Below are 12,770 nucleotides of genomic sequence, written 5' to 3'. Positions count from 1 at the left end.
CATGCCTGGAAAACCCCGCTTCGGCGGGGTTTTCTTTTGGCGCCTGTCCGGCGCCGTACGACGGGATGAGCGCAGGAGCGGGTGCGCGAGGGCATCGCAGTACGCGTGCGAACCCATCTCGGTGCCTGCGCGCGGGCATCGGGATGCCTGCGCGAACCCACCCGGATGCCTGCGCGAGGGCGTCGGAGTGCCTGCGCGAACCCACCTCGGTGCCTGCGCGAGGGCATCGGGGTGCCTGCTCGAACCCACCTCGGTGCCTGCGCGAGGGCATCGGGGTGCCTGCTCGAACCCGCTTGGGTGCCTGCGCGAGGGCATCGGGGTGCCTGCTCGAACCCGCTCGGGTGCCTGGGCGAGGATATCGGGATGCTCGCGCGAACCCGCTCGGGTGCCTGCGCGAGGGCATCGGGGTGCCTGCTCGAACCCACTCGGGTGCCTGCGCGAGGGCATCGGGATGCCTGCGCGAACCCAGCCGTGTGCCTGTGCGAGGGCATCGGGATGCTCGCGCGAACCCGCTCGGGTGCCTGTGCAAGGGCATCGGGATGCTCGCGCGAACCCGCTCGTGTGCCTGTGCGACGGCACTTGAATGCGTGCTCGAACCCACCTCCGTGTCTGCGCGAGGGCATCGCGTTGCCTGCGCGAAGGCATCGCCGTGCTCACGGGCGCCATCCCTTCTCCCCTCGGGAGAAGGTGCCCGTAGGGCGGATGAGGGGGAACGTAGCGGCAGTACAGAAATGCCGATGCGCGGAGCACCGCCGATATCGACGCTTCCGTCCCGCCGGCCCTCACCCCAACCCCTCTCCCGGTGGGAGAGGGGCTCGCGTGCCTGGCTCCCTTCTCCTGTACGCGAAAACTTGGGCGTGCTCGATGGCGAAGCTAAGCACGATGACCAGGCGCAGAAACTTACGCATGCGCCCCACGCAGCCCGAGTGACTCCCAGCCACCGGACCGTCATTCCAGCGAAAGCTGGAATCCATCTACTCTTCAGGCGTGCCTACGCGAATGGAAAATCAAAATGGATCCCGGCTGGCAAGGAGCACGGATGTGCGGAGCGATGTACGAAGAACTTAGACGGACCTCCACACGTCGTGGTGAGCGCCCGAGGATCTTCGCCGTCATTCCAGCGAAAGCTGGAGTCCATTTGCTCTTCGCAATTGCCTGCACGCCGGGAAAATCAAAATGGATCCCGGCTTTCGCCGGGATGACGATGATGGGTGCGATATGGCAAGGAGCACGGATGTGCGGAGCGATGTACGGAGAACTTAGACGGACTTCCACACGTCGTGGTGAGCGCCCGAGGATCCTTGCCGTCATTCCAGCGAAAGCTGGAATCCATCTGCTCTTCAGACGTGCCTACGCGAATGGAAAATCAAAATGGATCCCGGCTTTCGCCGGGATGACGGTGATGGGGCGCGATGGCAAGGAGCACGGATGTGCGGAGCGATGTACGAAGAACTTAGACGGACCTCCACACGTCGTGGTGAGCGCCCGAGGATCTTCGCCGTCATTCCAGCGAAAGCTGGAATCCATTTGCTCTTTGCAATTGCCTGCACGCCGGGAAAATCAAAATGGATCCCGGCTTTCGCCGGGATGACGATGAGGCAAGGCCCACAGTCCGCCTTCTTGATGACGGTGACGCGGACTCACGATGCGCAAAGGTCGCCGGCACCCAACCGGGCAACTGCACGCCCCTACCCCAGCAGGTAATCGATCACCTTCTGCGCCAGTGCCTCGGCCGTGTCGCCGACGGTTTCCAGTTGTAGCTCCGCCGCTTCCGGCACTTCGTAGGGCGAGTCGATGCCGGTGAAGTTGCGCAGCTGGCCGGCACGCGCCTTGGCGTAGAGACCCTTCACGTCGCGCTGTTCGGCCACGGCCAGGGGCGTGTCGACGAAGACCTCGACGAACTCGCCCGGCGCGAACAGTTCGCGCGCCATGCGGCGCTCGGCACGGAACGGCGAGATGAAGCTCACCAGCACGATCAGTCCGGCGTCGCTCATCAGCTTCGCGACTTCGGCCACGCGGCGGATGTTCTCCACGCGGTCCTCGTCGGTGAAGCCCAGGTCCTTGTTGAGGCCGTGGCGCACGTTGTCGCCGTCGAGGATGAAGGTGTGGTAGCCCAGCGCATGCAGCCGCTTGTCCACCAGGTTGGCGATGGTCGACTTGCCCGAGCCTGACAGGCCGGTGAACCACAGCACGCGCGGCGTCTGTCCCTTGATGCGCGCACGCGCCGCCTTGTCGACGTCCAGGTGCTGCCAGTGGATGTTGCCGGCGCGGCGCAACGCGAATTCCAGCGTGCCCGCGGCGACCGTCGCGTTGGTCTGCCGGTCGATCAGGATGAAGCCGCCCAGCGCGCGGTTGTCGGCATACGCCTCGAACGCCACCGCCTGGTCGAGGTAGAGATTGCAGAAGCCGACCTCGTTGAGCTCCAGGTGCTTGGCGGCCAGGGCCTCCTGGGTGTTCACGTCGGTCTTGTGCTTGATCTCGGTGACACTGGCGCTGACGGTGCGCGTGCCGATCTTCAGCCAGTACGGCCGGCCCGGCAGCAGCGGCTGCTCGCCCATCCACAGCACGTGCGCGGCGAACTGGTCGGCGACCTGCGGCGGGCGGTGCGCGTCGGCGATGACGTCGCCACGGCTGACGTCCAGTTCGTCGCGCAGCGTCAGCGTGATCGCCTGGCCTTCGCGCGCGCCTTCCAGGTCGCCGTCGGCGGTAACGATGCGCTCGACCACCGAGCGCCGGCCCGACGGCAGCGCGACCACCTCGTCGCCCGAACGGATCGAACCGGCGGCGACGGTGCCCGCGAAGCCGCGGAAATCCTGGTTCGGACGATTGACCCACTGCACCGGCAGGCGGAAGCCGACATCGGCTCCGCTGCGCGTGGCGTCCACGGTCTCCAGGTACTCAAGCACGCTGGGGCCGTCGTACCACGGCGTGTTGGCGGAACGCTGCAGCAGGTTGTCGCCCTGCAAGGCCGACAGCGGCACCGCCTGCACGTTCGCAATGCCGAGCTGCGCGGCGAGCGCGCGGTAGCCTTCGACGATCTGGTCGAATACCGCGAAGTCGTACCCGACGAGGTCCATCTTGTTCACCGCCAGCAGCACGTGGCGGATGCCAAGCAGCGAGACGATGTAGCTGTGCCGGCGCGTCTGCGGCAGCAGGCCCTTGCGCGCATCCACCAGGACCACGGCGACATCGGCCGTGGATGCGCCGGTGGCCATGTTGCGCGTGTACTGCTCGTGCCCCGGGCAGTCGGCGACGATGAACTTGCGCTTGCCGGTGCTGAAGAACCGGTACGCCACGTCGATGGTGATGCCCTGCTCGCGTTCGGCGGACAGGCCGTCGAGCAGCAGCGCGTAGTCGATCGCCTCGCCCTGCGTGCCGTGGCGACGGCTGTCGGATTCCAGCGCCGACAACTGGTCGGCGAACAACGCGCGCGTTTCGAACAGCAGCCGCCCGATCAGCGTGCTCTTGCCATCGTCCACGCTGCCGCAGGTGATGAAGCGCAGCAGGCTTTTGGTTTCGTGCTGGGCGAGGTAGGCGGCTACATGGCGGGACTCGGGACTCGGGACTCGGGACTCGCGGGACGTGGGCGCAGCCGCGGCGGTATGTCCGGACCCGTTGCCCATCGAGCCCGCGGGCCCGGAGGCTTGCCTTTCCCCGAGTCCCGAGTCCCGGGTCCCGAGTCCCGGCTTCATCACGCTCATCAGAAATACCCCTCCTGCTTCTTCTTCTCCATCGAAGCCGACGGGTCGTGGTCGATCACGCGGCCCTGCCGTTCGGACGTGGTGGCCACCAGCATCTCCGCGATGATCTTCTCCAGCGTGTCGGCGTCGGATTCGATCGCGCCGGTGAGCGGATAGCAGCCCAGCGTGCGGAAGCGCACCTGTCGCAGCTGCGGCGATTCGCCCGGCGCGAGTGGCAGACGCTCGTCGTCCACCATGATCAGCGCGCCGTCGCGCTCCACCACGGGACGCGGGGCGGCGAAGTACAGCGACGGCACCGGGATGTTCTCGCGGTAGATGTACAGCCACACGTCCAGCTCGGTCCAGTTGGACAGCGGGAACACGCGCACCGACTCGCCCTTGTGGATGCGCGTGTTGTACAGGCTCCACAACTCGGGCCGCTGGCTCCTGGGATCCCAGCGGTGCTGCGCGTTGCGGAACGAGAAGATGCGTTCCTTCGCGCGGGACTTCTCCTCGTCGCGGCGCGCGCCGCCGATGGCCGCGTCGAAGCCATGGCGATCCAGCGCCTGCTTCAGCGCCTGCGTCTTCATCACGTCGGTGTGCACGGTGGCGCCGTGCGAGATCGGACCGATGCCCTGCGCCACGCCATCGGCGTTGGTGTGCACGCGCAGCTCGACGCCGGTTTCGGCGGCGCGGCGGTCGCGGAAGGCGATCATTTCGCGGAACTTCCAGCCGGTGTCCACGTGCAGCAGCGGGATCGGCGGACGTGCCGGATGGAAGGCCTTGAGCAGCAGGTGCAGCAGGACCGAGCTGTCCTTGCCGATTGAATACAGCATCACCGGATGGCGGAACTCCGCGGCGACCTCGCGCAGGATGTGGATGCTCTCGGCTTCGAGGCGATCGAGGTGGCTCAGGTCGACGGGCAGGCTCATCTGGTCTTGATCTGGCGGAACCGCGGTTGAATGCCTTCGGCAAAGGGCGCCTGCGACATCGGGGCACATTGTAGGAACGGCGGGGCCTGCGCCCGGAAATAAGCCCCGGGCATGAGCGCATAACCGTGCTTCCTTTCATATGGCAACGCGCGGGGCCTAGCCTGCAACGGTTCCCGCCGCCCAGTCCACCACCGATGTCGGCTTCCCTCCCCAACGTTCCGGCCGCGCTTGCCACTCCACTCACGCAGGAGCGGCTGGTGGCGCTTTCGCGCGTCACCGACGGCCTGGACGCGAACGGTCTGTGGTGGCTGTCGGGCTACGCCGCCGGTCTCGCCAGCCGCTCCAGCGCTGCCGTGCAAACGGTTCCAGCGCCCGCGACCGAGGCCCAGGCGGCGGGACGCCTCACCATCGTGTACGGCAGCCAGACCGGCAACGCCAGGCGCCTGGCCGAACAGCTGGCGCGCCAGGCCGAAACCGCCGGCGTCCATGCGCGCCTGCTGCGCGCCGACGCGTATCCCACCCGCGAGCTGAAGGACGAGCGTGCGCTGTACGTGGTCATCAGCACGCAGGGCGACGGCGATCCGCCGGACGACGCGCGCGGCCTGGTCGAGTTCATCGCCGGCAAGCGCGCACCCGAACTGAAGCAGCTGCGTTACGCCGTTCTGGCACTGGGCGATTCCAGCTACCCGCAGTTCTGCGCGATCGGGCGCCGCCTCGACGAGCGCCTGGCCGAACTGGGCGCCACGCGACTGTTCGCGCGCGGCGATGCCGACCTGGATATCGAGACGGTGTCCACACCGTGGCTGGAACAGGCCGTGGCGAAGGCGAAGGAGACGCTGAAGCCGTCCGCGCCGCTGGCCACCGTCACACCGCTGCGACCGGTTCCCGCCGCGCCGGCACACCATCGCGATGCGCCCTTCGCGGCCGAGGTGCTGCTCAACCAGCGCATCACCGCACGCGGGAGCAGCAAGGACATCCGCCACGTCGAACTGTCGCTGGAAGGTTCCGGGCTGCATTACGAACCCGGCGACGCGCTGGGCCTGTGGCCGGTGAATCCGCCGGCGCTGGTCGATGCGGTGCTGTCGGCGCTGGAACTCGACGGCGATGCGTCCGTGACCCACGCAGGACAGAGCCTGCCGCTGCGGCAGTGGCTGTCGGAAAAGCGGGAGATCACGCGCCTGGCGCGCCCGTTCGTGGCGCAGCACGCGGCGCATGCCGGCAGCGAGGCGCTCAACCGCCTGCTCGCGCCGGACCAGGCCGAAGGCTTCACGCGACTGCTGGAAGACGCGCAGGTCATCGACCTGCTGCAACAGTACCCGGCGGGCTGGTCGCCCGAGGAGATCGTGGCGGCGCTGCGTCCACTCGTGCCGCGCCTGTATTCCATCGCGTCCAGCCAGAAGGAAGTCGGCGACGAAACGCACCTCACCGTGGCGCACGTGGAGTACGACAACGGCCACGGCCCGCGCTGGGGCGCGGCCTCGCACCAGCTGGCCGCTAGCGAGGAAGGCGCACGCCTGCGCGTGTTCATCGAACACAACGAGCGCTTCCGCCTGCCTGCGGACACCAGCCGCGACGTGATCATGATCGGCCCGGGCACGGGCGTCGCGCCGTTCCGCGGTTTCGTGCAGGAACGCGCAGCGATCGGCGCGGGCGGGCGCAACTGGCTGCTGTTCGGCAATCCGCATTTCCGCAGCGACTTCCTCTACCAGGTGGAATGGCAGCAGGCGCTGAAGGACGGCGTGCTGCACCGCCTGGACCTGGCGTTCTCGCGCGACCAGCAGCAGAAGGTGTACGTGCAGCACCGCATCCAGCACAACGGGCGCGACCTGTACGACTGGCTGGAGAACGGCGCGCACCTGTACGTCTGCGGCGACGCCACGCGCATGGCCAAGGACGTGCACGCCGCGCTGCTCGCCGTCATCGCCCAGCACGGCGGCAAGTCGGCCGACGACGCCAACGACTACCTCAATACCCTGCAGCAGCAGGGGCGCTACGCGCGGGACGTGTACTGATGCGTGACCACCGGCTCGAATCCTCCCCGGCCCTTCTTTTCCAAAGGAGGGAGAACAGCGCGACGCCCATTGTTTCTTCATCCCCTGTCAGCGCGCGTTCTTTCGCTTTCTCCCCCTCTGCCAATACGCTGTCTTTCGCTTCTTCCCTCTTTGCCAGTCCGCTGTCTTTCGCTTCTTCCCTCTTTGCCAGCCCGCTGTCTTTCGCTTCTTCCCCCTTTGGAAAAGGGGGATACAGGGGGATTGGCCCGGCGGAGACCACCGCATGAGCGCCCACTCCGTCGAGGACATCAAGCAGCGCAGCGCGCGCCTGCGCGGCACGCTGCTGGAGTCGCTGGCCAACCCCGTCACCGGCGCGCTGGGCGAGGACGACCAGACGCTGATCAAGTACCACGGCAGCTACCAGCAGGACGACCGCGACATCCGCGAGGAGCGCCGCCAGCAGAAGCTCGAGCCCGCCTACGCATTCATGATCCGCACGCGCACGCCGGGTGGCGTGGTCACGCCGAAGCAGTGGCTGCAGCTGGACGACGTCGCCACGCGTTACGCCGAACGCGGCCTGCGCATCACCACGCGCCAGGCGTTCCAGTTCCACGGCGTCATCAAGACCGAACTGAAGGCCACCATGCAGGCCATCAACGCGGCGCTGATCGATACGCTGGCCGCGTGCGGCGACGTCAACCGCAACGTCGCGGTGGCCGCCAATCCGCAGCAGTCGTCCGCGCACGCCTCGGTGTGGGCCGACGCGGCCGCGCTGTCGGAACACCTGCTGCCCAACACCCGCGCCTATTACGAGATCTGGCTGGACGAGGAGCGCGTCGCCGGCAGCGGCAGCGAGGACGAGCCGGTCTATGGCGAGACCTATCTGCCGCGCAAGTTCAAGATCGGCTTTGCGATACCGCCGTACAACGACGTGGACGTGTTCGCGCAGGACCTGGGCCTCATCGCCATCGTCGAGGATGGTGCAGTGGTCGGCTACAACGTCACGGTCGGCGGCGGAATGGGCGCCACGCATGGCGACCCGGAGACCTACCCGCGCCTTGCCGACGTGCTGGGCTTCGTCACGCCGGCGCAGCTGACCGCGGTGGCCACCGCCGTGGTGACCACGCAGCGCGACTTCGGCAATCGCGTGCTGCGTAAGCGCGCGCGGCTGAAGTACACCATCGACGACGGCGGTCTGGACTGGTTCAGGCAGGAAGTCGAACGGCGCGCCGGTTTCCCTCTCTCTCCGGCGCGTCCGTTCGGCTTCGTGCACAACGGCGACCGCTTCGGCTGGATCGAGGGCGACGACGGCCGCGCGCACCTGACGCTGCGCATCCTCTCCGGTCGCATTTGGGACCGTGACGGCGTGGCGCACCTCAGCGGCCTGCGCGAGATCGCGCGCGTGCTGCACGAGAGCGGCGACGACGAAGTGCGCTTCCGCCTCACGCCCAACCAGAACCTGACCATCGCCGGCATTCCGCCGCTGCTGCGCGCGCAGGTCGACGCGCTGGTGGCGCAGTACGGGCTCGAAGGCCACGAGCAGGCCAGTCCGTTGCGCCGTAATGCATTGGCCTGCGTCGCCCTGCCCACCTGCGGCCTGGCGATGGCCGAAGCCGAGCGCTACCTGCCGGATTTCCTCGGTCAGGTCGAATCGCTGCTGGCTCGCCATGGCATCGCCGATGCGCCGATCCACCTGCGCATCAGCGGCTGCCCGAACGGATGCTCGCGCCCGTACCTGGGCGAGATCGCGCTGGTCGGCAAGGCCCCGGGCCGATACAACCTGATGCTCGGCGCCGACCACCGTGGCCAGCGCCTCAACACGCTGTACCGCGAGAACGTGGTCGAGAGCGAGATCCTCGCCGCGCTGGATCCACTGCTTGCCCGCTATGCGGCCGAACGCATCGCCGACGAAGGCTTCGGCGACTTCCTGGTGCGGCAGGACATCGTCGCGCCGAAGCCGGGCATTCCCATCCACCTGTACGCACCCACGCCCACCGAGAAAGCAGCATGAGCACCCTGCCCGATCCCGTCACCGCCGCCGAGTCGCCGCGCGCGCTGGCCGAGCTCAATGCCTGGCTCGCGCAGCGCAGCGCGGAGGAGCGCGTGGCCTGGGCGCTGGAACACACCGCAGGCGAACACGCACTGTCGTCCAGCTTCGGCGCGCAGGCCGCGGTGTCGCTGCACCTGGTCACGCGCCAGCGCAACGACCTTCCGGTGATCCTCATCGACACCGGTTATCTGTTCCCGGAAACCTACCGCTTCATCGACGACCTCACCGAGCGCCTGCAGTTGAACCTGAAGGTGTATCGCCCGCAGATCGGCATCGCCTGGATGGAAGCGCGCATGGGGCGGCTGTGGGAGAACGGGCTGGAAGGCATCGAGCGCTACAACCGCATGCGCAAGGTCGAACCGATGCAGCGCGCGCTGGCCGACCTGGGCGTGCGCACGTGGATCGCCGGCCTGCGCCGCAGCCAGACGCGCTCGCGCGCCAACATCGACTTCCTGGAACTGCGCGACGGCCGCTGGAAGCTGCACCCCATCGCGGACTGGAGCGATCGCGAAGTCTGGCAGTACCTGCAGCAGCACGACCTGCCCTATCACCCGCTGTGGCACCAAGGCTATGTCTCCATCGGCGACGTGCACACCACGCGTCCGCTGCAGCCCGGCATGAACGAGGAAGACACGCGTTTTTTCGGCCTCAAGCGTGAGTGCGGCCTGCACTTCGACAGCGAGCCGAATGCGGCGTGAGCCAGGCGTGAGTCACAGCGTCTATCGTCATTCCAGCGAAAGCTGGAATCCATTCGCGCTTTGCGCGTTCGTGTCATCAAAATCAAAATGGATCCCGGCTTCCGCCGGGATGACGGTGCGACTGGCGATGAGTGCGGCACTGAGGTATTCGCCATGCATGCTTGTCCAGCACGCCGGTGCACACAGACACTCGCCGTCATTCCAGCGAAAGCTGGAATCCATTCGCGCGTCGCATTGCCATCCAATCAAGATGGATCCCGGCCTTCGCCGGGATGACGGCGACGGACGTGAGGCGCATCGGACGGCTCAGGTGTGGATCAGCCGCCCGCCCGCAAACGACCAGTTCTCCCAGGTCGTTTCCTTGAAGGCCACCATCACGTGTTCGGGGTCCAGCCCCGCGCGTGACAGGCGTTCCATCAGATCGGCCAGCAGCTTCTTCTTGACCTTCACGCTGCGGCCGACCGACCACAGGATCTCGATCAGCACGAAGTCGTCGCCGCGCGGCGAGGCCGCGTCGGGATAGGTGCCGTCGTAGCGGAAGTCGTCCGCATCCAGCTCGAACACACGCTGGAAGCGGTCCGTTTCGGGCACGCCGGACGCCACCAGCGCGCCGTGCACGGCGTCGAGTACCGTCGTCTTGAACTCCACCGGCTTGGGTTTGCGGACGGTCAACGTGACGAGGGGCATGACGAATGCTCCGTGTTTACGTTCGGCCGGGCGGCCGTCAGGTCGTGATCGGCTGGCTCAGTTCGCGCCAGCTCGGCGCCTTCGGCCAGTGCGGTTCGAGGTTGCCTTCGAGCACGCGCCTCAGGTCGCGCCGATCCAGCTGCGGCGCGACGCCATGCAGCAGCGCCAACGCGTACTCGCGCAGCACGCGCGCACGCGGGATCACCGCCCAGGTCACGCATTCGGGCAACGCATCGGGTGCGGGCAATGCGCGCAGGTCGTCGTCGCGCGCACCCACGGCCATCTCGGCCAGCACGCCCACGCCGAGTCCCGCGCGCACGTAGGTCTTGATCAGGTCGGCGTCGCGGGCGGTCATCGCCAGTTGCGGTTCCAGGCCTGCGGTGACGAAGGTGCGGCGCAGCGACGATTCGGGCTTGTGCGAGGACTCGTAGCTGACCAGCGGATGCTCGGCGAGCTCGGCCAGCGTCGGTGCGCGCTGCAGCCTGGCCAGCGGATGCGTGCGCGGCACCAGCACTACGCGGCGCCAGCGGTACAGCGGCACGGCCACGCCGCCTTCGGGTTCGCCACCGGCGGTGCTGATGACGGCCAGGTCGGCTTCGCCGCGCGCGAGCTGTTCCAGCACCTCGCCATCGGCCGCCGCCTGCAGGTGCATGCTGACCTGCGGGAACTCGCGCTTCACCGCGGCGATCACGTCCGGCAGCACGAAGCGCGCCTGCGTGTGCGTGGTCGCGAGCACCAGCTGACCGCTGTGCTGGCCACGTTCGTTGGCGGCGTAGGCGCGGATGTTGCCCGCTTCCTCGAGGATGCGGCGCGCGTGCATCAGCACGCGCTCGCCCGCTGGCGCGATCGATTCCAGGCTGCGGCCCTTGCGCGTGAACAGCTGGAAGCCCAGTTCGTCCTCCAGCTGCTTGAGCTGCTTGGACAGGCCGGGCTGGGTGGCGTGCACGCGCTCGGCGGCCAGCGTGATGTTGAGGCCGGAGTCGGCGATGGCGACGAGGTAGCGGAGCTGGGTAAGGGTCATGTCGAAGCGAACGGAGGCGAGGTCGGGGCGGGCCCGCGCAGGCGGGCGGAGGTCGGTCGGGACGGCCGTCGACAGCTCACCGCGTTCATATATCGCTCGATACGAATAAAGGGATGGAAGAAAACTACCCCGCCCGGCCCGCGCTGTCCAGCACGCGCGGCGATCATTCCGAATGGGTATGACGCCAGACGCCTGCGTCATTTCCGCGCGAGGAACCGGGTGGGTAGCGTCCACGATATCGCCCCCCTCGTCCCGGCATCGACGCCATGGCCAGCCCACTGTTTCCCGTTTTCGCCGACCTGCGCGACCGCGCCGTGCTGGTGGTGGGCGGCGGGACGGTGGCGCTGCGCAGGGCCACTGCCCTGCTCGACGCTGGCGCCGTGGTGCGCGTGGGCGCGCCCGTGCTGAATGCGGAATTGGCCGCGTTGGTGGACCAGGCGCGCATCGAACACCTGCGTGGCGAGTTCCAGCCGCATTGGCTTGATGGCGCATGGCTGGTCATCGCCGCCACCGACGACGAGGCAGTCAATCGCGCCGTGGCCGAGGCCGGCGACGCGCGACGCGTGTGGGTCAACGTGGTCGACGACGCGCAGGCGTCCAGCGTGCAGATTCCCGCGCGCGTCGACCGCGGTCCGCTGCAGATTGCGATTTCCAGCAGCGGCGCCGCGCCAATGCTCGCGCGTCACGTGCGCGAGCGACTGGAAACGCAGTTCGACGAATCGCTGGGCGAACTGGCCGAACTGCTCGGCCGCGAGCGCGCGCGCATCCGTGCGCGCCATCCGCAACTGTCGCAGCGGCGTCGCTTCTTCGAGCGCCTGCTGGATGGTCCGATCCCGCGCCTGCTGCGGCAGCGTCGGCACCTGGCCGCCGAGCGCGAACTCGCCAGCGCACTCAACCAACCCGCGTTCGACGTGCGCGGCTCGGTCGCACTGGTCGGCGCGGGCCCCGGCGACCCCGGCCTGCTGACGCTGCGCGGCCTGCGCGTGCTGAACGAGGCGGACGTGGTGCTGCACGACCGCCTGGTCAGCGATGAGGTGCTGCAGCTGGTGCGCCGCGACGCGCAGCGCATCGAGGTCGGCAAGCAGGCCGGCAACCATCACGCGACGCAGGAGCAGATCCATGCGTTGATGCTGCAGCACGCGCACGAAGGCAAGCGCGTGGTGCGACTGAAGGGCGGCGATCCGTTCGTGTTCGGCCGCGGCGGCGAGGAGCTCGAAGTGCTGCGTGCGCACGGCATCGATTACGAAGTCGTGCCTGGCATCACCGCCGCGCTGGCGTGCGCCGCCTATTCGGGCGTGCCGCTCACCCATCGCGAACATGCGCAGTCCGTCCGCCTGGTCACCGCGCACCACAAGGATTCGCTGACCAGCCTGGACTGGGCCGCGCTGGCGCAGGAACGACAGACGCTCGTGGTGTACATGGGCGTGGCGGGACTGGGCGAACTGGCTTCGCAGTTGGTTGCGCACGGTCGCGGTGCATCCACGCCGTTCGCGATCGTCGAGAACGGCTCGCGCGCGAACCAGCGCGTCATCACCGGGACGCTGGACCAGCTGGCTGAACACGCGCGGCAGCACGACGTGCAGTCGCCCGCGCTGCTCATCGTCGGCGAAGTCGCCGCGCTGGCCGGAACGCTGCACTGGTTCGGCGATGCACCGCTGGGCGCGTCACAGGACATCGCGGAGGCGGCCTGACGCATCACGAATACGATTTC

General features: G+C 67.9%; 9 protein-coding genes. 4 read left to right on the top strand and 5 right to left on the bottom strand.

Translation table 11 applies throughout. The features are described from left to right. Positions 1 to 1,688: 1,688 nt before the first annotated feature. Positions 1,689 to 3,623: a sulfate adenylyltransferase subunit CysN gene (cysN, locus tag VFE83_RS15260; protein WP_324907658.1), complete on the bottom strand. Its 1,935-nt coding sequence runs from the start codon at positions 3,621 to 3,623 to the stop codon at positions 1,689 to 1,691. A gap of 77 nt (positions 3,624 to 3,700) precedes the next feature. After that, positions 3,701 to 4,612 carry a sulfate adenylyltransferase subunit CysD gene (cysD, locus tag VFE83_RS15255; RefSeq protein WP_324907656.1) on the bottom strand — a complete coding sequence of 304 codons (912 nt, stop codon included), beginning with the start codon at positions 4,610 to 4,612 and terminating at the stop codon, positions 3,701 to 3,703. Positions 4,613 to 4,806: 194 nt separating this feature from the next. Between cysD and VFE83_RS15250 the strand changes: the two genes are divergently transcribed. The 3 genes from VFE83_RS15250 to VFE83_RS15240 all read left to right on the top strand — a co-directional run bounded on the left by VFE83_RS15250 (position 4,807) and on the right by VFE83_RS15240 (position 9,351). Next, on the top strand, positions 4,807 to 6,624 hold the full coding sequence (locus VFE83_RS15250) for an assimilatory sulfite reductase (NADPH) flavoprotein subunit (protein ID WP_324907654.1): 1,818 nt from the start codon (positions 4,807 to 4,809) through the stop codon (positions 6,622 to 6,624). 262 nt (positions 6,625 to 6,886) lie between these two features. Further along, positions 6,887 to 8,614: an assimilatory sulfite reductase (NADPH) hemoprotein subunit gene (gene cysI / locus VFE83_RS15245; RefSeq protein WP_324907652.1), complete on the top strand. Its 1,728-nt coding sequence runs from the start codon at positions 6,887 to 6,889 to the stop codon at positions 8,612 to 8,614. After that, complete coding sequence (locus VFE83_RS15240; protein ID WP_324907650.1) at positions 8,611 to 9,351, top strand: phosphoadenylyl-sulfate reductase; 741 nt, start codon at positions 8,611 to 8,613, stop codon at positions 9,349 to 9,351. The genes cysI and VFE83_RS15240 overlap by 4 nt, the downstream gene beginning before the upstream one ends. A 27-nt stretch (positions 9,352 to 9,378) precedes the next feature. Here the strand turns inward: VFE83_RS15240 and VFE83_RS15235 are convergent, their stop codons facing one another. The 3 genes from VFE83_RS15235 to VFE83_RS15225 form a co-directional block, all read right to left on the bottom strand. Further along, positions 9,379 to 9,573: a hypothetical protein gene (locus VFE83_RS15235; protein ID WP_324907648.1), complete on the bottom strand. Its 195-nt coding sequence runs from the start codon at positions 9,571 to 9,573 to the stop codon at positions 9,379 to 9,381. An 84-nt stretch (positions 9,574 to 9,657) separates the two neighbouring features. Further along, on the bottom strand, positions 9,658 to 10,038 hold the full coding sequence (locus tag VFE83_RS15230; protein ID WP_324907646.1) for a tautomerase family protein: 381 nt from the start codon (positions 10,036 to 10,038) through the stop codon (positions 9,658 to 9,660). Positions 10,039 to 10,075: 37 nt separating this feature from the next. Next, a complete protein-coding gene (locus tag VFE83_RS15225; protein WP_324907643.1) occupies positions 10,076 to 11,059 on the bottom strand; it encodes a LysR family transcriptional regulator in 984 nt (327 codons plus the stop codon). A 266-nt stretch (positions 11,060 to 11,325) separates the two neighbouring features. Between VFE83_RS15225 and cysG the strand changes: the two genes are divergently transcribed. After that, a complete protein-coding gene (gene cysG, locus VFE83_RS15220; RefSeq protein ID WP_324907641.1) occupies positions 11,326 to 12,750 on the top strand; it encodes a siroheme synthase CysG in 1,425 nt (474 codons plus the stop codon). Positions 12,751 to 12,770 lie beyond the last annotated feature (20 nt).

Source organism: Lysobacter sp. (genome assembly GCF_035655815.1).
Taxonomy (GTDB): domain Bacteria; phylum Pseudomonadota; class Gammaproteobacteria; order Xanthomonadales; family Xanthomonadaceae; genus Lysobacter_J.
Note: the sequence above shows the minus strand (reverse complement) of the source record. Positions and strands in the feature narration are given on the sequence as shown.

Coding starts and splice junctions, on each gene's coding strand:
- cysD (WP_324907656.1), bottom strand. CDS start 4,612: ATGAGCCTGCCCGTCGACCTGAGCCACCTCGATCGCCTCGAAGCCGAG.
- VFE83_RS15235 (WP_324907648.1), bottom strand. CDS start 9,573: ATGGATTCCAGCTTTCGCTGGAATGACGGCGAGTGTCTGTGTGCACCG.
- VFE83_RS15230 (WP_324907646.1), bottom strand. CDS start 10,038: ATGCCCCTCGTCACGTTGACCGTCCGCAAACCCAAGCCGGTGGAGTTC.
- cysI (WP_324907652.1), top strand. CDS start 6,887: ATGAGCGCCCACTCCGTCGAGGACATCAAGCAGCGCAGCGCGCGCCTG.
- cysN (WP_324907658.1), bottom strand. CDS start 3,623: ATGGGCAACGGGTCCGGACATACCGCCGCGGCTGCGCCCACGTCCCGC.
- VFE83_RS15240 (WP_324907650.1), top strand. CDS start 8,611: ATGAGCACCCTGCCCGATCCCGTCACCGCCGCCGAGTCGCCGCGCGCG.
- VFE83_RS15250 (WP_324907654.1), top strand. CDS start 4,807: ATGTCGGCTTCCCTCCCCAACGTTCCGGCCGCGCTTGCCACTCCACTC.
- VFE83_RS15225 (WP_324907643.1), bottom strand. CDS start 11,059: ATGACCCTTACCCAGCTCCGCTACCTCGTCGCCATCGCCGACTCCGGC.
- cysG (WP_324907641.1), top strand. CDS start 11,326: ATGGCCAGCCCACTGTTTCCCGTTTTCGCCGACCTGCGCGACCGCGCC.